Origin of the sequence: Lactonifactor sp. BIOML-A5 (genome assembly GCF_009677585.1) — a bacterium.
Lineage (GTDB): Bacteria > Bacillota > Clostridia > Lachnospirales > Lachnospiraceae > Lactonifactor.
In genome coordinates this window covers 50,418-72,817 of sequence record NZ_WKYV01000001.1, presented here as the reverse complement: position 1 = coordinate 72,817, position 22,400 = coordinate 50,418, and the positions used below count along the sequence as shown (strand labels likewise).

The following is a 22,400-nucleotide window of genomic DNA, read 5'->3' as shown; positions in this document are numbered from 1 at the left end:
TATATAGATGGAAATACAATATACTACCCAACAGAAAAGGAGGATACAATGAAAAAGGCGAAAAGAACAATAAAGACAAGAATATTTGCCTGGATGTTGACGGTTCTTATGGTACTGAGCCTTGTACCTGAGTCTGCAGTAATGGCTGCAGAGGCAGACAGTACAGTTTACGGCGGGGGATCCCAAACAGAACCCGGAACGGATCCTGATGCAGAAAATGAGAGTGGAGAAGATGATATGACTCAAAGCACCATCATCCTTTCGGCACAGGGGGGAAATCAGTACATATTTTTGAGAAACAGTGTTACTATCCCAGAGGGTATTGCAAAAGAGTATGGCTATGCCAATGCCGATACGGTGGAAAAGGGACAGATTACTGCACTGGATGCATTGGTTTATCTTCATACCCAGCTGTACGGAGACGAATTTACCAAAGAGACTGCAGAGAACTATCTTCAGATCAATGCAGAAGGATGGATTACCAGGATGTATGCAAAAGATACAAAATATGCAGGATTTCTCGTAAACGGTTATCCGGCCCACAATGGGGAACTGGGAGAGGACGGTTCGTATGCAGGGCTTGTAATCAATGAAGCCGTGCTGTCAGAAAATGATGTGGTAGAATTTGTGATTTTCCAGGATGAAGTGACTTCCGGCGATTATTATGGCTGGTTTGCTGCTGACGGTGAAAAAACGGAAGAGATAACCGCAGAAGCAGCCGGGCCGGTGTCCCTGACATTAGAGGGATATATGCTGGCGTATACAGGATTGTACGAAGCGGGAAGTGAACAGCAGCAGATTCTGCCGATTCAAGGGGCACAGATTCAGCTGATAGATGAGAATGGTGTGAGCACAGATATAGAGAATGCCGTTACAGACGAGAATGGTCAGGTTACCTTTACAGCGCCTGAGGCAGGTAAATACACAGTATCTGCAAGGACTACGGATGAAATGACTTATCCGGTATTTTCTCCATGGTGTACCCTGACTGTCACGGAGGCAGAGGAAGAGCCTGTACCGGAGGAAGAAGAAAGCACACAGGTACAGCCGCAGAATCGGGCAGCCGCCTACGGCCTGGATGCCCAGAGCAGCAGTGCCCGGGAAATCCTCAGAACCAACCTGACGGACGGCACAGTATACAGGGGCAGCCGGACAACATTTGATGTATGGGCTTATGATGAGGACGGTAAAAAAGTAGAGCCTCAAGTAACCCTTAACGGTGCCACAGTAAACAAAACATGGTCAGATACAGAAAAAACAAGTTTTACGCTTCGCTTTACCAAGGAGGGTGAAAATGTAATTGTTGTATCTGTACGTGACGAACTGACCTGGCAGCTTTTAGAACAGAAAACGTATCACGTCACCTATAAAAAGGTAGAGGAAGGCGGCCTGATCGGTTATATTAACTTTAGCTTTGAGGCAGGTTCCATAGGTATGGGTTACCTTGTAGAGCCCAGAAAGGTTCCTGTCTATGAAGGGGAAAACGGAGCACAGCTTCTCGCCAGAGTACTGGAAGAGGAAGGCTATTGTTTTGAGCATACAGGAAAATTAGAAAGCGGATTTTATCTCTCTGACTTGAGGGACGGGTGCTCACAAAAGGCAAACGGAACGCCTCATTTGGGCTGTCAGGACCCGGATAAAGCGAAAACCATGAATATCCCGGGGGATGTGACAGAGCTGGTACCTGAGTATTTGAAGTCAGCTATGGAAGCGGAAGGATGCTCTACCTGGTTTGACGATCACGATGATCCCGGTAAACTTTCAGAATTTGATTTCGCTCAGGGATCCGGTTATATGTATCAGCTGAACAATATCTTTCCCAATGTAGGATTCTCTGATGCTTATCCTCAGGATGGAGATACCATCCGGGTATACTTCCAGCTCTGGTACGGGGCGGATGTAGGCGGAAACGGAAGTATGGGCGGCGGCGGCTTTGGTAACGGCGATTTCTATCCAACAGCAGACAAAGACGAGCTCACAGGCACCATGGCGGCTTTGAATAGTTCTGTAAATAAAGAGCAGCTGCTGGCCAACCCAGCAATCAGTGCTGCCTATGACAAAGCAGTAGAAACTGCAATGACGCTGAATGCATCAAAAGAAGAGGTCAGCCAGGCAAATGACACACTTAAAAAAGTGATGGAGACAAGCCCAGCCACAACACTTACATTAGATCAGACCTCTATGACAGTGCCTTATCCGCAGTCAAAACAGCTGAAAATAACTGTGGGACCGGAGGGAACCACGACTCCTGGAATTATTCAATGGAGCAGCAGTGATGAATCAGTAGCTACAGTAGAAGGGGGAAAGGTAACGGCAAAAGGAGCAGGGACGGCCACTATCACAGCTGTTCTGGGAGAACTTACAGCTTCCTGTGAGGTTACTGTTCCGGCAGAGGCCATGACGGGCATCAGCCTGGATAAGACTGAGCTCATCATGATTAAACATGAAAAACAGGAGCTGAAAGTCAGCTACGAACCGGCAGGAACCACAGAATCCCGAGACGTACTGTGGAGCAGTAAGAATGAAGAGATTGCAGCCGTGGACGAAAGCGGGAAAGTCACAGCTATAGGAGAGGGAACCACAACAATCACTGCAAAGGTAGGAGCGTTTACTGCCGAATGCCAGGTGACAGTTTCAGAGATTCCTCTTACCGGGATTTCACTGAATAAGAGAGAACTGGAGGTCCTGAAAGGGAGCGGTGAGACACTTACCGTGAAAGCAGAGCCCGAAAATACTACAGACGATGCCACAGTAACCTGGAGCACGGATGATGCAAAGGTGGCTACGGTCAACAGATATGGCAGGGTAACAGGAATCGCACAGGGAAGTACGACCATTACGGCGAAAGTAGGAGACTTTACTGAAACCTGTAAAGTGACGGTGAAGGAAATACCGCTGACGGGGATTACGTTTGGGTCTTACACCAGTTATTCTTGTGTAAAGGATTATCAATTTCCAAAAGTAGCAAAAATACCGGCAAACTCCACAGATTCTGTAAAATATACCTATTCGTCCAGTGATGAGAATATCGCAACCGTAGATTCAAGAGGAAGGGTATACTGCAAGACTTATGGACAGGTAACCATTACAGCGACAGAGACAAATTCCGGCTATACGGCGCAGTCTGTAATGAATATTGTGGAGAAAGTAAATAAGACAACAGAAATCACCTTAAACAAATCAAAATTAACCCTCGGCGTAGGAAAAGAGGGCAGCTTAACTGCCGAGCTTTCACCCACCAATGCTACAGACCCTATAGTCTGGACCAGCAGCGACGATTCGGTTGCTGCGGTAACGGATGGAAAGGTCACTGCCGTGGCGGAGGGAACCGCAGAGATAACTGCTATATCCGGAACCCAACAGGCAGTCTGCCAGGTGAAAGTAACTCAGGAACAGCCATTGCTGGAGAAGGTGCAGTTCTGGAGCGATTCCAGGAACACCAATGAACTCATCCCCGATACGGCATTTGATCCGCAGATTACTACCTACCATGTACCGGCTGGGGATATTACAAGTACATTTGTCATCAATGCAGAACTTCCGGAAGGTGTGGATGCCACAATGACAGCGAAATGGAAAGCAGCCTCGAACCAGGCGGATAAAACCCAGGTCCTGAAGTCAGGAGAAAATAAAGCACTGACTAATTTTATAAAATCCGGCCTTGTTTCTCCTACGCTGACGTTAGAAGTTGCCACTCAGGAGGAGACGATAACATATACCTTTATCATAGACAGAGTTGCTACCTTATCCTCCCTGACAGGGGAAACAGATCATAATTCTCTGATTCTGAGTCCGGAATTTGAGGCATTAACCAAAGCGTATGACGCGGACGTCCTCGACTCTGACGAGAAAGCAACCCTCCACTTGAAGGGATATGGAAGCGATTATCAGATTACGGTCAACGAATTCCCTGTGGATGAGCAGGGGAATGCCGTGGTGACTCTGTCAGGAGACACGACAACGGCCCTGATTAAAGTAAGCGCAGAGGGGGCTGTAAACAGCACTTATAAACTGAATCTCAATAAAAAGAATTCTGTCAGGATGACATTAAATCTGTCGCCGGAGGATGCTGTCTTTACACTGAAGGACAGCGCAGGCAGCAGAGTGGCTGGTGAGGATAGCCTTTATACACTGATGCAGGGGGCAGAATATACCTATACGGCTGTAAAGACGGGATATATCTCACAGACGGGAACGATTACAGCAGATCAGGATGAGACCAGAGATATTGTTCTGGAAAAAGCACCGGAGAGCACACTTACCATCCTGCCCTCTGAATGGGCAAATTTCCGCAGAGGGCAAGACAATATGGGAATTACCCCGGCCCTTACTCCTCATGACAGCCAGGAGACAGAACTGAAATGGGCGAAGGCCCTGGGAAGCGGATGGTCGGCAGCGCCCAGTGTACAAATCATTGTAGACGATTCGCTGATTGTAATGTCCAATTCTAAGATTTATAAACTGGACTTAAAAACAGGTGAGGAGCAGGCTTCCGCTTCCATGGCGGCAGCGATAAACTGGGGCTATACACCGCCTACATATGCAGATGGAATGCTCTTTGCTCCTTTGGCAAACGGAACCGTTCAGGCGTTTAACGCCGAGACACTGGAGTCACTTTGGATCTACCGGGATCCTTATGGCGGACAGGCACTCAGCCCTATTACATACTCTGACGGCTATGTATATACGGGATTCTGGAATCCTAATAAAGCCTCCAATTATGTATGCCTGCCCATCACCGATGAGGATCCGGAAGCTTCTGATGAAGCAAAAGTCCCGGCATGGACGTATACTTGCGATAAGGGATTCTATTGGGCAGGGGCAGTTGCCGTTGAGGATACTCTTATCTTCGGAAGTGATATTCTCGCAGACGGTAAATCGAAACTCTATGCCGTGGACAAATATACAGGAGCTGTGAAAGAAACGGCGGAGTTAGAGGGCGATCAGCGCTCAACGGTTTCCTATGACAGTGCAAACGGAAAAATATACTTTACGACCAAGGCAGGTTATCTCTATGGGATGGATGTAGCAGCAGACGGCGTCTTTGATCCTGAATCGCTGGTTTCCTGCAAAATAGGCAGTATGAGCACCAGTACACCGGTGGTCTATAAAGGAAGAATCTATGCCGGATTTAGTACGGGCGGAAATTTTAGCGGGGAATTCGGTGTGGCGGTAGTAGATGCAGCGACTATGGAAACCGTATATACAGTTCCCATGAAAGGGTATCCACAGGGCTCCGTATTACTATCCACCGCATACGAAGGCATTGACGGATATTCCTATCTCTATATGACATACAATGAAATGAGCGGCGGAATCACACTGATTAAAGATAAACCAGGCCAGACAGAACCTATCAAAGAGGAACTGTTTATCCCGGCATCCCAGTATCAGCAATATTGTATTACCAGTATCATTTCAGGTGCAGACGGGACCCTGTACTATAAAACGGATTCCGGCAATGTTCTGGCGGTGGGAATGACAGAAATAGGAGCTTCCAGAAATGCAGCCAAAAAAGAGCTGAGCAGTTATAAAAATCCTGATGAATATTTAGAAGGGCAAAAAACCGAATTATCAGAGATTCTGGAAAAAGGGTTAGAAGCCATTGATGCCGCTCAGACGCCGGAAGAGATCGAATCAGCACTGAATGATGGGAAATCTCTGATGGATGCAATTATGACCAAGGCAGAACTCTTAGTAGCAGATGTAACCCTGGACAAGACGCAGATCACTCTGGACAAAAATGGAACGACAGTTTTGCAGGCAGTTGTTTCCCCGGCTACCGCATTAAATAAGAAGGTATCCTGGAAATCTTCCAATTCTTCCGTAGCAGCTGTGGATGCAAATGGAAAAGTTACGGCAAAAGGGGAAGGAAAAGCAGACATCACAGTTACCACAGAAGACGGCGGGAAAACCGCGGTCTGCAGAGTGAATGTGGTATACAGCGGAGCCTGGATCAAAAATAATCATGGCTGGTGGTACCGATACATCGACGGTACATGGCCGGCCGGAAAGTGGGCACAGATCCATGGAAAATGGTATGTCTTTGACAAAGACGGCTATATGCGCACCGGTTGGATACAGACTACAGGCGGCTGGTATTATTGTGACAACAGCGGGGCGATGTGTACTGGCTGGGTAAGAGTTGGATCTACCTGGTACTATATGAGCACTCAGGGAAAAATGCAGACCGGCTGGATATTCCTTGGCAGTAAGTGGTATTATCTGAACGGAAGCGGAGCCATGCAGACCGGCTGGTACAAGGTAGGAAATACCTGGTATTACAGCAGCAGCAGCGGAGCGATGCAGACTGGGTGGCAGAAGATCGGAGGCATATGGTATTACCTGAGAGAAAGCGGTGCCATGGAAACCGGCTGGCTGTTAGACGGAAAAACCTGGTATTATCTGAACAGAAGCGGAGCGATGCAGACCGGGTGGCAGAAGATCGGAGGCATATGGTATTACTTGAAGGAAAGCGGTGCCATGGAAACCGGCTGGCTGTTAGACGGAAAAACCTGGTATTATCTGAACGGAAGCGGAGCGATGCAGACCGGCTGGCAGAAGATCGGAAGTAAGTGGTACTATCTATACAGCAGCGGAGCTATGGCAGCTGACACCTGGGTTGGGAATTACTACGTAAACAGCTCAGGAGTATGGGTAAAATAGCTGCCTTTGGCGTACATTTTTTAACCTTTCGTGCGCACACACTGGTATTTTCAATGGTGCAGTGATATAATAATCAAAATAATGGAGCGTTAGAGATAACGCTCCATTCATAAAGGAGATAAAGACAGCTTGATTACGACGATAAATATGACAAATAATCAGGATGAGCTTGAAAGGTTCCGGGATATGGAGGACCTCAGACAGTTCTGTACGCAGTACGGCTGCGACGGCATTGAATATATGAGAATCCCGGGAGAAGCAGACATTCCAAAGGATATGATCCAGGGGGTGCATCTGTCATCCTTCCAGAACTGGATGGACCTTTGGCTGGGGAATAAAAAGCGCCTGCTGGAAGAGTTCGGCAGCATGGAGATTGTAGAGCAGTTCTACGGAGGGACAAGTCCGGGAAGTCTGATTGAAAAGTTTACGAAGGAATTGGATTACGCCCAGGAGATTGGGGCGAAATATGTGGTATTTCATGTATGTGAGGTGAAAATAAAGGAAGCATTTACATACAAGTTTGACTATTCGGATCAACAAGTTATAATAGAAGCAGCAAGAATTATAAATCATTTATTAGATGGAAAAAAATACACCTTTGATTTTCTTATGGAAAACCTGTGGTGGCCCGGACTTAATTTTCTGGATCCGGCTATGCCGAGGCTTTTGCTGGACAGCGTCAACTATAAGAACAAAGGCTTTATGTTAGATACAGGGCACCTGCTGAATACAAATCTTAATCTGAAAAATCAGGATGAGGCGGTTGCTTATATAAACGAAATTCTCGACAGGAATGAAGGAATTTCTACCTATATAAAGGGAATCCACCTTCATCAGTCCATTACAGGAGAATTTGTAAAGTCTTCCAGGAACCATATACCGAAGTTAAAGGAGGATTACTGGGAGCGCTGGTGCCAGATATTTGAGTATATTTTTCAGGTGGACAGACACCAGCCGTTTACAGGAAAGGGACTGTCCAGGCTTATCGAAAGAATTTCACCTCAGTACCTAACCCATGAACTGATAACAAGAAACCGTCAGGAACAGGAAGCGTTTCTGAGACTGCAGACAGATGCTTTAAGGGATTCGCATTAAAATAAATTGTGAAGAAATGTGAAAAATCTGTTAACTCTCTGGATTTCCAATCCACAAAATGGTATATTATACGTATTAAGTATAATTAAAAGCCGGGACTACCCCCTTTTAATGTACGAACAGGGGGAGCAGTAAAAAACCAAAGGAAAGGACTTAAGGATGTTTAAAAGGAAAGTATGGCTTAACAGAATCTTTGCTGCCAGCCTGGCTGGCGTTTTGATGACACCGGCGACGGCCGTATATGCAGCGCCAGACAATAATGTAAATAACGAATCTAATATAGACCCTGAGGGTGAGAGTGGACAATCAACGCCAGGTTCCGATACAGGAGGATCAACTATTACACCTCCGGCCGGAGATGACGACCAGACACAGAATCCCGGTTCAGGGGAGACAACAACACCGCCTGCTGAGGATCCTGAGGCACCGGACCCGCCCGTGCCGGAAGAACCTGATGTACCTACGCCGGAGGAACCGGAGCCGGATGAGCCCCTTCCGGAACAGCCGGAGGAGAATCCTGAGACACCGGAAGAGGAAGAACCGGAGGAAACTCCCGGGGAAGACGAGACACCGGAAGAGGAGGAGACTCCTGAGACGGATTCTGAGACCATTACCAATCCTCAGGCCGGCACTAATCAGGGTTTGATTTCCCAGCAGCAGATCATTATTCCTCCTATGATTGAGGATACTTTCCGCTTTGTTACGGTGGAAAAGGATTACGCAGTTGCAAGGGAAGCTCTTGACATCTATTCTGCCAAAATCGGAGAAGAGATGGAGACTGAGGACGGGGAAAACGCAGAAGTAGAGCCCCAGGAAGATCCCATTGTGGTGGGCGAGATTGAAAAAGACGGCCTTTGCTATGTGCTGAAACAGGAAGAGGGCAGCGAATGGGTTTACATAGAGTCAGGAGTTGTCAGAGGGTTTGTAAAAGCGGAAGATCTGCTTATGGATGAAGAGGCAGATAATTTTGTGACAGAAAAAGGGGAAACAAATCTGCATGTGGCACAGGCACTTGTGGATCCTATCGACAATCCGGCATTAACCTATACAAGAACTACCATTCGCCAGACTGTAATAGATAAAGTATACGCTATCTCTACAGCCAGTGAGCTGAATATAAGGGAAGGCAAGAACACAGACTCCCGCATCGTGGGAACGTTGGCAAAGGATGCACTCTGCTATATCCTTGCGGACAGTGATCAGGATTGGGTCTATGTGGAATCCGAAGATGTCAGGGGATTTGTCAAGAAAGAATATCTCCTTCAGGGAGAAGAAGCCTCCAAGAAGGTAGAGGAGACTGGGGAAGAACAGTTTGCACTGGCGACTCAGCTCATTGAACCGGAGGAGAATGCAGCCTGCTATTATACAATAACCTCTGTAAAGGAAGGCATGATTGCAAGTGCAATCCGTACGTCCATGTTAGAGTTTGCCCAGCAGTTTTTAGGAAACCCCTATGTATGGGGGGGAACCAGCCTTACAAACGGCGCAGACTGTTCCGGATTTGTACAGAGTATCTATGCACAGTTTGGCTACTCTCTGCCGAGAACCTCCAGAGAACAGGCTCTGTACGGAACACAGATTCCTGTGGAGGATGCAGCGCCCGGAGACCTTATCTTCTATGCTAAGAACGGAACGGTATATCATGTAGTAATGTATATGGGTGACGGGCAGATTATACAGGCGGGTTCCAGAAAGACTGGAATCAATATTTCTACGGTAGATACAGAGCATGCAGTGTGGGCAACACGGGTGATATCAGATGCGGATTCTGAGAATATTAAGCTCGTGAATGCCAAAGCGGATCAGACCACATCGGAATATACCACAGCAACAGCGGATCAGATAGGAGATTTGCTGGGTAACTTTAAGCTGACCGCATACTGTAATTGTTCCCTTTGCAGCGGACAATGGGCTGGCGGACCTACAGCAAGCGGCACTATGCCGGTGCAGGGCCGGACTGTGGCTATGGGAGGTATTCCATTCGGCACCAAGCTGGTGATTAATGGACAGCTCTTTACGGTTGAGGACAGAGGAACTCCGTACGGACATGTGGATATCTTTATGAATGATCACAACGAGTGCAACGAATTTGGAGTTGGATACGCCAACGTTTTTCTTGCTAAATAAATGAACTTAAAAAGGCGCAGCGCCTGAATCAGCAGGCTGCTGTGCTTTTTTATTTATTTGTCCGCACATAATTCTGTTGCTGGACTTCTTGTTGTATCAATGGTATAATAAAAGCATAATTATTTGAATAGTTCGTGCAATTTTCAACTGGAAAGGGAGGGTTTCTATGGAAGAAAGATTACGAAAAATTTATGCCAGAAGCAACAGTGCAATTGCTCTAAAGGTGATACAGGGACATTTTGCCACATCTCAGTCACATATCACCCATTACTTTGATATGACAACAATGAAGACCCGCTGCGCGGAGGCGGAAAATGTAGCATCCGCTTTGGCCCAGAAATATGAACTGAGCACACCAGTAGATACCATCGTGTGTCTGGACGGGCTGGAGGTAATCGGCGCTTTTCTTGCAGAGGAGCTGACAAAAGCCGGAATTCATTCTATGAATGCCCATCAGACAATATATGTGATAACACCTGAATTTAGTTACAATGGGCAGATGATGTTTCGGGATAATCTTCAGCCGATGGTAAAGGGTAAAAATGTAGTTATTCTGATAGGCTCTATCACCACGGGAAAGACACTCCAGAAAAGTATAGAGAGTATTCTATATTACGGAGGAATTATCCAGGGGGTATCTGCCGTCTTCAGTGCGGTAGCTAAGGTGGCCGGAGTGGAGGTAAATACTATTTTCACCAAAAAAGATCTTCCGGATTATGAGAGCTATAAACCCGCGGAATGCCCTTTATGCAGGAACAGAGTAAAACTAGATGCCATGGTGAACAGCTTCGGATATTCTAAGCTGTGACCAATTGGGGACAGGGCAGATCTATTTTGGGACGTGTACCTTTTAAAAAGTACACGTCCCCTTTTTCTATTTCAATAAAAATCAGGCTGGGATTTTGGGCTATTTGACGAAAATGGAGATAGAATTAATTAAATATTGTAAAACATGCTGCATAGTGATATAATTTCAAATATGCAGAACGTCGTTCACTCATAAAGAACGAATGGGCGGCGTTGGGGAGGAGGTAAAGTATGATTGAGGTAGGGATGAAAGATATTCAAGATGCTTATGAACAAATTGAGCCTTTTGTGTTCAAAACTCCAATGATATATTCGGAGCCTACATCCCGGAGGGTAGGAAGTGAAGTATGGTTTAAGATGGAAAACCTGCAGATGGGAGGAGCCCACAAGATACGCGGTGCTCTGAACAGTATGCTGAAGCTGAGCCCGGAAGAGCTTAAGAGAGGTGTGGTGACGGCATCTGCGGGGAATCATTCACTGGCAGTCGCCTATGCGGCAAAGCTCATGGAGACATCGGCTATTGTATGCGTTCCGGAATATGCGCCTCTGACAAAACGGCAAAAGGCTGAGAAATATGGAGCACAGCTTTTGGTATGCGGGCCGCACTTTGAGGACGCAGAGAGAAAAGCTTTTGAGGTTGCGCGGGAGACAGGCAGAAAATTTATTCATGCCTATGAGACGCCGGAAACTATTGCCGGACAGGGGACCGTCATGCTGGAATGCTTTCGTGAATGGAAGGATTTTGATGCGGTTTTAGTGCCTACGGGAGGGGGAGGACTGCTGTGCGGAACAGCAATTGCCTGCAAAGCCGAACATCCCGAGACTAAAGTATACGGACTTCAGACGGAAGCGTCCGCACCTTGGCTGCGGTCTTTTCATGAAAAGACGCTGCATAATGACTGCGCATATGCTCCCACCTGTGCGGATGGTCTGGAAGGAGCTATTGGCTGGCCGAATGTGGAGCTTGCACTGACCTGTGTGGATGATATATTTGCAGTCACTGAGAAAAGCCTGCGGGAGGGGATTAAGTGGATGTCTGTCATGCATAACCTAATGATTGAGGGGGCGGCAGCCACTTGCCTGGGAGCCTTGTTTGAGCGGCATGAGGCGCTGCAGGGAAAAAGGGTGCTTTGCCTGATCAGTGGGGGAAATATTGATCCGGAGCGCTTTTGTGAGATTTGCAGGGAGTCTTATCCCTGGCAGAAAGAAGGAAAATCAAAGGGGGAGGTGGCATAATTGATACAGGTATCAATGAAAGATATTGTTGAGGCATATGCGCTGATACAACCCTATATTATGAAAACGCCCCTGATATACTCAAAGCCCACATCTGATCGAACCGGAAGCGAAGTGTGGTTTAAGATGGATAATCTCCAGTCCATTGGAGCCTATAAGATACGGGGGGCTATGAACAATATGATGTCTCTGAGGGGGGAGGAGGTAAAGAAAGGGGTAGTGGCGGCTTCGGCCGGAAATCACTCTCAGGCAGTAGCTTACGGGGCCAGGCTCAGAGGAACCTCTGCGGTTGTGTGTGTTCCGGAATCCACGCCCATGAATAAACGTGAGGGGGCTCTAAAGTACGGAGCTGAATTGGTGGTATATGGTCCAAATTATGAGGAGGCTGAGAAAAAGGCCTATGAAATCGCAAGGGAGACCGGCAGGAAGTTTATACATGCCTATGAGAGTCCTGAGACAATTGCAGGGCAAGGGACAGTTGCCATAGAATGTCTGCTGGAAAAGGGAGACTTTGATGCGATTTTAGTGCCTACCGGAGGAGGCGGACTCTTGTGCGGCGTGGCTATTGCAGCCAAGGCTATGAACCCAGAGATAAAGGTGTATGGCTTACAGACCAATACCTCTGCGCCATGGCTTAAATCCTTCCATGAAAAGCGCCTGGACAATTCATGTCCATTTCTGCCTACCTGTGCAGACGGACTGGAGGGAGCGATTACTTGGCCCAATGTGGAGCTTGCACTGACCTGTGTGGATGATATTTTTGTGGTGGATGAGAGAACCACCAGAGAGGGAATTCAATGGATGGCTTCTAAGCACCATTTTATGATTGAGGGAGCATCGGCTACCTGCCTGGGCGCCCTGTTCGAGGAACATGAGGAATTAAAGGGCAAAAAAGTACTCTGCCTGATTACAGGCGGGGATATTGATTTGGACAAATTTTGTAAAATTTGTGAAGAAACATACGAATAAAGGCAAAGGAGCTTAGTAAGAAATGAAACCATATTTGACAGTGGAATGGAATGATACGGAGACGAATGCCAAAGGATGGATGGTGGTTCATAATTTTGTGAAAGGCTATACCGGAGGAGGGATACGTATGCATCCTTGCGTAACACTTCGGGAGGTAGAACGCCTGGCCAAGACCATGGCATATAAATACAAGGCATGTGAATCCCAGTACTGTGGCGGCTGTAAGGGGGGGATTGCCTATGACAGCAAGGCACCGGATGCCAGAGCTGTGCTGCGCCGGTATCTGATAGCCATGATGCCATATATAAAGGCCGGAGTATCTCTGGGAGGGGATCTGGGTACCAAATACGGGGATATGCTGGAAGTGTTCCGGGAATTTGGATTTGAGATGCCGCTGACTAAAAGTATGGCTGCAGATCCCCGGATTGAGAAGAACATGCAGGCGTATAATAAGATGCTGGATCTTACCGTTGACGGCAGGCCGATCAATGATGTCATCGCGGGATATGGGGTGGCCTGCGCCGCAGATGAGGCATGGAGCTATCTTCCGGATACGGAAGATAGTGCAGCAGTTGTAATCCAGGGCATGGGCCGTGTAGGATCTGCCATTGCTAAAAAGATACAGCAGTTTGGCCATAAGGTGGTAGGAATGGCAGACTCAAAAGTATGTGTGTACTGCAAAGACGGTCTGGATACAGAGCTACTATATGATCTTAAGAGAGGTCATAGGGAACTGGATCTGACAAAATTACCGGAAACCTATCAAATTATGCCCACAGAACAGTGGGTGGAGCAGGAGTGCGATATCCTGATCCCCGCGGCTTTGGACAATGTGATACATAAAGATAACGCAGAGCGAGTGCGCGCAAAACTGCTGGTGGAGGGGGCTAATATTCCTGTTTCACCGGAGGCAGATAAAATATTAAAGAACAAGGGAATTTATCTTATTTGTGATTTTACAGCAAACCTGTCAGAGGCATGGTTTTATGATGCCGTATTCTTTGGTGTGGTTGAACCGGAATTAAATACTGTTTTGAGAGAAGGGGAGGCCCTGTGCAGAAGGAATGCAGGTAAACTGATGAAAGCAGCTGTAGAAGAAGGAATCTATGCCAGAGAGTCTGCTATGAAGCTCTTTGAACCGGATATCCAGGATATGCCGGAGATATAGAAGACATAAGATAAGATACCCACTTGCCGAAATAGTAATTATGCTCTATAATTTGCTTAAAGACGTTCTTAGATAGAGAACGATGAAAGGAGAAATGGGTAATCTATGATTGATTCTTCTGAAGTTAAAGTGAAAAGTCTGCAGAAGGCTCTGGAAATTTTGAATTGTTTTGCTGAAAAGCAGCCCCTGGGTGTTACAGAAATCAGTGAAAAGTTGGGATTATATAAAAGCAACGTGCATAATATATTAACAACCTATAAGGCTATGGAATACTTGGAGCAGGATGAGGAGACGGGGAAATACTATCTTGGAAGCAGTATCTTTCCCCTCTGCCGTGCTCTGGGAGACAGTTTCAGCATAACGAAAATTGCCATTCCCTATATGCAGGAGATTGTAAAAAAAGTGGATGAGATTGTATATCTGGCTATACCCCATGAGGATGAGGTGATCTATCTGGAGGCCATTTATCCGTCAGAGTCCATTCATCCGGTGCGCTCCCTTTTGGGAGAGCGCGCTAAAATGTACTGCACCAGTGTGGGAAAATCTATGATGGCATATCTCCCTGAGGACGAGGTAGAGAGATACCTGAGTAAAGAGCTAATAGCACTTACGGACTATACGATTACGGATAAAGCTCTGTTAAAGGAGGAATTGGCAGAGATCCGCAGAAATGGATATGCCTTCGACAACATGGAATTCGAATTCGGGATAAAGTGTGTGGGAGTGCCCATATTTAACCGCCACGGAGTAGTGGAGGCCGGTATCAGCGTCAGCGGTCCCTCCCTCCGCATTGAGGAAAAGCGAAAAAGCGGACTTACAGATGTCGTTAAGAAATACGCCGCGGAGATAGAAAAAAGGCTTTAAAATTTGTGCAATATTCATAAAAAATAAAAAAGCATCAATTCGATATTGAAAACATTAACCAAGTGTGTTAGTATCTAGTTACACAATACAGAATGAAGTTCTTAATTACGGAACGCAAAAACAGTTTAACTCGGACTGCCAACCGAGTTTTCCTTCTAACCAAAATCCAGAACGCTGTTCCGTAATCAAGAACAAAATAAAAGGAGGATTTACTTATGGCAAACAAACCGTATATCGTAGTGGAGTGGAATGACACAGAGAGTGATGCAAAAGGGTGGTTATGTATGTATAACTTCGTTAACCATTATTGTGGTGGTGGAACACGTATGCATCCTACAGTAACCAAAGAAGAGGTTATCCGTCTTGCAACAGCTATGGGGTATAAGTATAAAGCCTGTGAATCAGAGACAACAGGCGGATGTAAAGCTGGTATTGCTTATGACTATAAAGCACCGGATGCTCTGGATGTATTAGAAAGATTCATGGTTGCAATGGCACCTTACCTGAATGCAGGCGTATCAATCGGCGGTGACCTGGGTGTTGACTACGGAGATGTGCTTAGAATCCTGGATGACATCGGCGTTGGCTTACCACAGACAAAAGCCATGAAAGCAGATCCCAAGATTGAGCAGGGAATTAAGAATCACGACGAAGTATGCGACATGACATATGACGGATTTAAGATGTATGATATGATTACCGGATACGGTGTAGCGTTTGCCACAGATGAAGCATGGAAGATCAAGGAAGGCAGAGAGGGAGCTACAGTTATCATCCAGGGATTCGGATGTGTTGGAGCCAGCCTTGCTACCTGTCTGGACAAGATGGGATATAAGGTAGTTGGTATTGCCGATGTTAATCAGCTTCTGTACTGCCCGGACGGATTAAATATTCCTAAGTTGGTAGAGACAAGACTTCCCAAAGGCGAACTGAATCCGGAAGCTTTTGAAGACAATTATCAGAAACTGCCTAATTCTCAATGGTTAGAGATGGATGTAGATATTATCATCCCCGCAGCTCTGGAAGATGTTATCAATAAAGATAATGCAGACAAGGTAAAGGCCTCCCTGGTGGTAGAAGCTGCCAACATTCCTACAACTCCGGAAGCAGATGAAATCCTTCGCGAGAAAGGCATTGACGTAGCGGTTGACTTCGTATCCAACTTAGGCGGAATCCGAATCTATGAAGTAGTTATCTTCGGCATCTGTGATAAGGTTCCACAGGAAATCGTTGATGATACAGAAAGACTGATCCGCAAGAATACAAGATTAGTATTTGAAAAGGCAAAAGAGACCGGAAGATTTACAAGAGACATTGCAAAAGAAATCTTTACACCAGACAAATCCGATACTCCAGACAACTAAAATTTAAAAAATGTGAATAAAGGGGTGTCACGGCAAGCAGCGGGCACCCCGTAACTGTATCATGAACATAAGACAACTCATGAAGGAGGTCTTCTATGAATTCTAAATTAAGAAAATATTTGACGGTTGCTGCTCTCGGCCTCGCTGGTGGTGCTATTTACTTTTTACCGTATATCAAGTACGTGTATTATGACGCACAGGTTGCAGCTATGGGAATTTCAAATACCCAGACCGGAATTCTGCTTACAATGTACACGATCGGAAATATGATTTTATACATACCGGGCGGCATCTTAGCCGATAAAATTTCGCCTAAGAAGGCTTTGGTAGTCTCGCTTCTGGCAACAGCAGGTCTATGCTATATCTACGCATTTACCTTTGATTATAAGATTGCACTGGTCATCTGGCTGGGATTATCCTTCTCCACAGCTTTCATATTCTGGTCATCTCTGATGAAGGCGGTCCGTATTATCGGAACGGAAGAGGAACAGGGATTTATGTACGGGCTTTATTATGCCTGTAACGGACTTGCAGGCGCTCTGACACAGTCTCTGTCATTATTTGCTTATAATACAGCAAAAGATGAGATCGTTACCGGATTCTTCCGGGCTGTAGTGACAGGCGGTACGGTTGCCGTTGTAGCCGCAGTTCTCCTGATGTTCCTGATGGACAGCAAGGCAGGCGCTCATACGGCGAGTGAGGGCGAAGACAGTAAGTTTAAGATGGGCGATGTTGGAAAACTTCTGAAGAACCCAATTGTATGGATTGCATCCATTACTATATTCTGCGCGTACGGTATTTTTGCAAACACATCCTTCTTTACTCCTTATCTTACAGAAGTAAAGGGAATGTCCGCATCAAGTTCAGGAGCTATAACCATTATCCGAAGCTATGTGCTTCTGCTTCTGTCACCCGTAGGCGGTCTTATCGCAGATAAAGTATTCAAATCCACTGCCAAGTGGTTAACCTGTGCCCTGGTAATTTTAGCGGCGCTCTTCGCAGGCGTACTCTTACTGCCCAGCGGAATGAGCCCCACGGCGGTCAGCCTTTATACTCTGATTCCAGGTGCCTTTGCAATGATGATGTACGGAGTTATCTTCTCCATTATGAGCGAGGCGGGAATCCCCCGTATGATGACTGGAACGGCAATTGGTATTGCTTCTATCATCGGTTATATGCCTGACTCTATCTATTCCACAATGTTTGGAAGCTGGCTGGATAAATACGGAGCAGACGGATATACAAGAATCTTTGGTTTCCTGGCTGCAAGTGCTATCGTAGGAGCAATTCTGGCAATGTATATCTACATCAGGAACAAAAAAAATCAGAAATCAGCAAGTGCTGAGTGAGTTTAAATCAGAATAAAGAGAGGAATGCCATATGGAAAAAGTTTATACGAACACAGTGCGCTGCAAAGGATGTGGCTACTGCATCAACGCCTGTCCAAAGGATGCCATCAGCGTATCCGAGCACGTGAATGAAAAGGGTTATAACACCATAGAAGTTGATGAAGAAAAATGTGTATGCTGCGGTTCTTGCTACCGGGTATGCCCTGACTATGTATTTGAAATACGATAATGGAGGTATATTATGGCTAAGGTATTAATGAAAGGAAATGAAGCCCTTGCTGAAGCCGCACTGGCAGCAGGCTGTAGATTTTATAGTGGATATCCCATTACTCCTCAGACAGAGATTCTGGAATATCTCTCCTGGAGAATGGAGGACGTGGGAGGAGAATTTATTCAGGCTGAATCTGAGCTGGCCGGTATCAATATGGTACTGGGGGCAGCGGCAGCCGGAGCCAGAGCACTCACAACGTCTTCGGGCCCGGGATTTTCCCTGAAACAGGAGGGTATCTCCTATCTGGTAGCGGCAGATCTGCCGGCAGTTATCGTAGATGTAATGAGAATCGGAACAGGTCTTGGGGATATCGCTCAGGGCCAGGGAGATTACTGGCAGTTAACAAGAGGGGGCGGACATGGTGACTATCGTACTATCGTATTGGCACCGGCTTCCGTACAGGAAAATGCAGACTTGATCTACAAGGCATTTGATCTGTCTGAAAAATACCGCCATCCGGTTATCGTCGCCTCTGATGCGGCCATCGGACAGATGATTGAAGCAGTAGAGATTCCAGAATTTGTGGATCATGATATTGACAAATTTGACTGGTCTATCAAAGGGTGCAAAAAAGGCGATGAGCAGCGCAAGATTCAGAATATCTATTACACCAATCCGGATTATGAAGATTATCTGAGAGACAAATATTCTGCGATGGAAGCAGAAGAGCAGCTCTATGAAAATATCATGGTGGATGACGCAGAGGTAGTTCTGGTTGCCTTTGGAATCAGCTCCCGTGTATGCCGGGAGGCTGTACAGGTGGCAAGAGAAAAAGGACTGAAGGTTGGTTTAATCCGGCTCATCACCTTATACCCCTATCCTGTAAAAGCGTTCGAAGAGGCCAAGAATGCGAAAGCATTCCTTACGGTAGAGATGAACATTCTGGGACAGATGGTAGATGACGTGAAGCTGGCAACCGGCGGAAAATTCCCGGTAGACCACTTTGGATCTATTTTCGAGATACCGGAAACAGAAGGCATCATTGCTAAAATCGAGCAGATGCTGAAAGATGTAGAAAAGGAGGAGGCATAATTATGAAGTTAAAAGCTCCTGATACCGTTACATTTACCCAGAGCGGCTTCTGTCCGGGATGCGGCCATGGTCTGGCTGTGCGCATCATTGCAGAAGTTATGGAAGAGATGGGATTAAGCGAAAAATTGCTGGCAATTGTAGACGTTGCCTGCGGCTCTTTAAATATTGATTCCTGGAGATTTGACACCATTATGGCGGCACACGGACGTCCCATTGCAACGGCAGTAGGCGTTAAAAAAGTCCGTCCTGAGAATCCTGTTATGGCATATATCGGAGACGGTGCCGCATACTCCATCGGCATGGCAGAAACTATGCATACAGCAATCCGCAACGACAATGTGGTAGCGATTGTTATCAATAATAGTTTATACGGAATGACAGGAGGACAGTGTGCTCCTACCTCCCTTCCGGGCCAGAAGACTACTTCTACCCCGAGAGGCAAGGATCCGAAGAAGTGCGGCATGCCCTTTAACATTGTAGATGCATTCAGCGGTCTGGACATTGCATACCTTTCCAGAGGAGCGCTTTCAGATCCTGCAAATATTAACAAATCCAAAAAAATGGTTCGGAAAGCCTTTGAAAAACATATGGCCGGAGAGGGATTCTGCCTGGTAGAATTATTGTCTCCATGTCCAACCAACTTAAATATGACACCGGTTAAGAGTGTGGAAAGAATTTCTAACGAGATGGTGAAATACTTCCCGCTGGGTGAGTTCAAGGATAAAAAGGAGGAATAGGCAATGGCAACAGAGATTATTTGTGCAGGCTTCGGCGGCCAGGGTGTATTAACTGCCGGAATGTTATTAATTAATGCTGGCATGGAACAGGGGAAAAACGTATTGTTCTATCCTTCTTACGGTTCAGAGATGCGCGGGGGAACTGCCAACTGCGCGGTGAAGATCAGTGAAACACCGGAAGAACAGATTGCAAGTCCTGTATGTAAGCATCCGGATATCGTTCTCACAATGAATGGTCCGGCTATCGACAAGTTTGAAGGGAGACTGAAACCAGGGGGACTTCTACTGGTAAATTCTTCTATCGTGCCGGACGACCGTACCTACCGGGATGATATCAAAGTAGTGAAGGTTGCTGCAACCGATATCGCAAAAGAGCTGGAAAATCCCAGAGGAGCCAATATCGTGATGTTAGGAGCACTGGCCTCCAACAGTGACGTATTTACCGCAGAGTATCTGAGAGAAGCGATTGATTCTTTCTTTGCGAAAAAAGGCAAGAACAATCCCAAGAACGCGCAGTGCTTTGAAAAGGGAGCAGAAGTAAAATAAGAAATCGCCGGGGGTAAAAAAATGGATTTAACGAAACTTTTAAAACCAAAGTCAGTGGCTGTCATCGGAGCAAGCGAAAAAGAAGGCTTTGGCGGAGACGTTTGCCGTAATATATTAACTTATGTAAAAGACAGAAGCCGGGTGTACTTTGTACACCCGAAGCGTGACCAGGTATTTGGCGTACCGTGCCACAAGAGTATATTAGACATTGAGGACACAGTGGATCTGATGATTATCTGTACCTCTCAGAAAACAGTTGTTCCGCTTCTCAGGGACGGGGCTAAAAAAGGTGTGGGCGGTGCTGTAGTATTTGCCAGCGGATACGGCGAGGTGGGAACAGACGAAGGCCGCGCCAATGAGAAAGAACTCATCGAAACTGGGGAAGAACTTGGCATTGCAATTATGGGTCCGAACTGTGCAGGGTTTGTCAATTACATTGATGATGTGCAGGCATTTGCTTTTATCTCTGAGAAGAGAGACAGAAAAGGAAGCGTAGGCGTTGTGTCACAGAGCGGTCAGCTCTGCCTGTCCCTCATGGAGTGTCCGTCCATGCGTTTTTCCTACTGCATCTCCGCAGGAAACGGAAAAGCGGTGCAGATGGAAGACTATATGGACTATCTGGTAGATGATGAGAATACAAAGGTAGTCAGCATTTATATCGAGGGTGTAAAAAACACTGAGAAATTCGCAGCTGTGCTGAAGAAAGCTGCGCAGAAGAAAAAACCTGTGATTATTTTGAAGACAGGAAGAAGCGCGAAGGGCGGTGCCATTGCAGCTTCCCACACAGGAAGCCTTGCAGGTTCAGATAAGTCCTTTGATGCGGTGCTCAAAAAATTCGGCGCTATCCGTGTAGATGATTTGGAAGAATTAATGGCAATGTCATCCATGATGGCTACCATGCCTTCTATTCCTGAAAAGGCAACCTTTACTTCCATGAGCCTGTCAGGGGGAGAAACCGGTATCTGCGCAGACGTGGGAAGTCAGTATAACCTGGAATTCCCGGATTTTGAGCCAGAGACGCTGGCAAGTTTAAAGGAGCAGCTTCCCAGCTATGCCACACCCAATAATCCTCTGGATATGACGGCAACCTTGTCATATGATGAAGATTTATTCGCGGAGGCCCTCAGAACAGTTATGAGGGATCCGAATATCGGAATGGTTCTGGTTGGCTATACCCTGCTGCTGGAAATCGCAGATCCCGCGATACACTATATGTACAAAGGAATTGAAAAAGTGGTGAAAGAAGGCAACTGTAAGCCTATCGCACTTCTGCCCTTTGCAGAAAACACAAGAAATCCAGAATACAGCACTAAGCTGTTTGAAATAGGAGTACCAATTCTGCCGCCGACGGTATATGCCTTTAAGCTGCTCCGCTATCTCTCTGACTTTATTGAATATCATGCAGAGACGAAAACTCTGGAACTGGCTCCTGGAAAGCCTGCTTCCAAAAACTCCTATGCATTGTCTGAGTTTAACAGTAAAAAAGAACTGGAACAGTACGGAGTAGCTGTACCGAAGGCAATCATTGCCGCCTCTCTGGAGGAGGCCATTGCCTTTACAAAAGGTAAAGATACGCCCTTTGCCATGAAGATTGAGTCTGCCGATATCCTGCACAAGAGCGATGTGGGCGGTGTTAAACTGAATATCAGCGGGGAAGAAGCAGTGACAAAGGCCTACAATGAAATTATGGAAAGCGTTACAGCTAAACGGCCCGATGCCAAAATTAATGGTATCTTGATCTCCCCAATGCTGAAGGCAGGCGTGGAGATGATTATCGGAGTAAATAACGATCCTCAGTTTGGTCCTATGATTATGGTTGGAATGGGCGGAGTCTTTGTAGAACTGTTCAAAGATGTTGCTCTGTATCCTGCGCCACTGAACCATGAGGAAGCTCTGGAGATGCTTAAGTCACTGAAATCCTTTAAACTTCTCACTGGATACAGGGGAAGCCAGCCTTGTGACATTGATGCCCTCTGCGACACAATTGTTGGCATTTCCAAATATGCAAGTGAAAATAAAGATGAACTCAAAGAGCTGGATATCAATCCAATCTTTGTTTATCCGGAAGGTGAGGGTGTAGGGGTAGCTGACGCACTGATTGTTAAATACGAGAAATAAGTTAGAAAAACGGGGCATGTGGGGATGCCCCGTTTTGAGTAGAAAGTAGGA

The 22,400-nt window shown here is 46.4% G+C and carries 15 protein-coding genes; all 15 read left to right on the top strand.

Annotated features, from left to right (window positions below; genetic code table 11):
• Positions 1-48: 48 nt before the first annotated feature.
• Positions 49-6,666: an Ig-like domain-containing protein gene (locus tag GKG41_RS00335; protein WP_154256298.1), complete on the top strand. Its 6,618-nt coding sequence runs from the start codon at positions 49-51 to the stop codon at positions 6,664-6,666.
• Positions 6,667-6,795: 129 nt separating this feature from the next.
• Entirely contained in the window at positions 6,796-7,761 is a 966-nt protein-coding gene (locus GKG41_RS00330) for a TIM barrel protein (protein WP_139249513.1), read from the top strand.
• 159 nt (positions 7,762-7,920) lie between these two features.
• On the top strand, positions 7,921-9,888 hold the full coding sequence (locus GKG41_RS00325) for an NlpC/P60 family protein (RefSeq protein WP_154256296.1): 1,968 nt from the start codon (positions 7,921-7,923) through the stop codon (positions 9,886-9,888).
• Positions 9,889-10,054: 166 nt separating this feature from the next.
• Positions 10,055-10,696: an orotate phosphoribosyltransferase gene (locus GKG41_RS00320; RefSeq protein ID WP_072854207.1), complete on the top strand. Its 642-nt coding sequence runs from the start codon at positions 10,055-10,057 to the stop codon at positions 10,694-10,696.
• Positions 10,697-10,926: 230 nt separating this feature from the next.
• Positions 10,927-11,931 (top strand): threonine/serine dehydratase, encoded by a 1,005-nt coding sequence (locus GKG41_RS00315; RefSeq protein ID WP_072854208.1) that lies wholly within the window; start codon positions 10,927-10,929, stop codon positions 11,929-11,931.
• Positions 11,932-12,900, top strand: coding sequence for a threonine/serine dehydratase (locus GKG41_RS00310; RefSeq protein WP_154256294.1), 969 nt, complete (start codon positions 11,932-11,934; stop codon positions 12,898-12,900).
• Positions 12,901-12,922: 22 nt separating this feature from the next.
• Positions 12,923-14,068 (top strand): Glu/Leu/Phe/Val dehydrogenase dimerization domain-containing protein, encoded by a 1,146-nt coding sequence (locus tag GKG41_RS00305; protein WP_243140969.1) that lies wholly within the window; start codon positions 12,923-12,925, stop codon positions 14,066-14,068.
• A gap of 105 nt (positions 14,069-14,173) precedes the next feature.
• Positions 14,174-14,932 carry an IclR family transcriptional regulator gene (locus GKG41_RS00300; RefSeq protein ID WP_072854210.1) on the top strand — a complete coding sequence of 253 codons (759 nt, stop codon included), beginning with the start codon at positions 14,174-14,176 and terminating at the stop codon, positions 14,930-14,932.
• A gap of 215 nt (positions 14,933-15,147) precedes the next feature.
• Entirely contained in the window at positions 15,148-16,296 is a 1,149-nt protein-coding gene (locus tag GKG41_RS00295; RefSeq protein ID WP_072854211.1) for a Glu/Leu/Phe/Val dehydrogenase dimerization domain-containing protein, read from the top strand.
• Positions 16,297-16,391: 95 nt separating this feature from the next.
• Positions 16,392-17,645, top strand: coding sequence for an MFS transporter (locus tag GKG41_RS00290; protein ID WP_072854212.1), 1,254 nt, complete (start codon positions 16,392-16,394; stop codon positions 17,643-17,645).
• 31 nt (positions 17,646-17,676) lie between these two features.
• Positions 17,677-17,874, top strand: a complete 198-nt coding sequence (locus GKG41_RS00285; RefSeq protein ID WP_072854213.1) for a 4Fe-4S dicluster domain-containing protein — start codon at positions 17,677-17,679, stop codon at positions 17,872-17,874.
• Positions 17,875-17,886: 12 nt separating this feature from the next.
• On the top strand, positions 17,887-18,948 hold the full coding sequence (gene vorB / locus GKG41_RS00280; protein ID WP_072854214.1) for a 3-methyl-2-oxobutanoate dehydrogenase subunit VorB: 1,062 nt from the start codon (positions 17,887-17,889) through the stop codon (positions 18,946-18,948).
• 2 nt (positions 18,949-18,950) lie between these two features.
• Complete coding sequence (locus GKG41_RS00275; RefSeq protein WP_072854215.1) at positions 18,951-19,685, top strand: thiamine pyrophosphate-dependent enzyme; 735 nt, start codon at positions 18,951-18,953, stop codon at positions 19,683-19,685.
• 3 nt (positions 19,686-19,688) lie between these two features.
• Entirely contained in the window at positions 19,689-20,231 is a 543-nt protein-coding gene (locus GKG41_RS00270) for a 2-oxoacid:acceptor oxidoreductase family protein (protein WP_072854216.1), read from the top strand.
• A gap of 21 nt (positions 20,232-20,252) precedes the next feature.
• Entirely contained in the window at positions 20,253-22,349 is a 2,097-nt protein-coding gene (locus tag GKG41_RS00265) for an acetate--CoA ligase family protein (protein ID WP_154256292.1), read from the top strand.
• Positions 22,350-22,400: the final 51 nt, after the last annotated feature.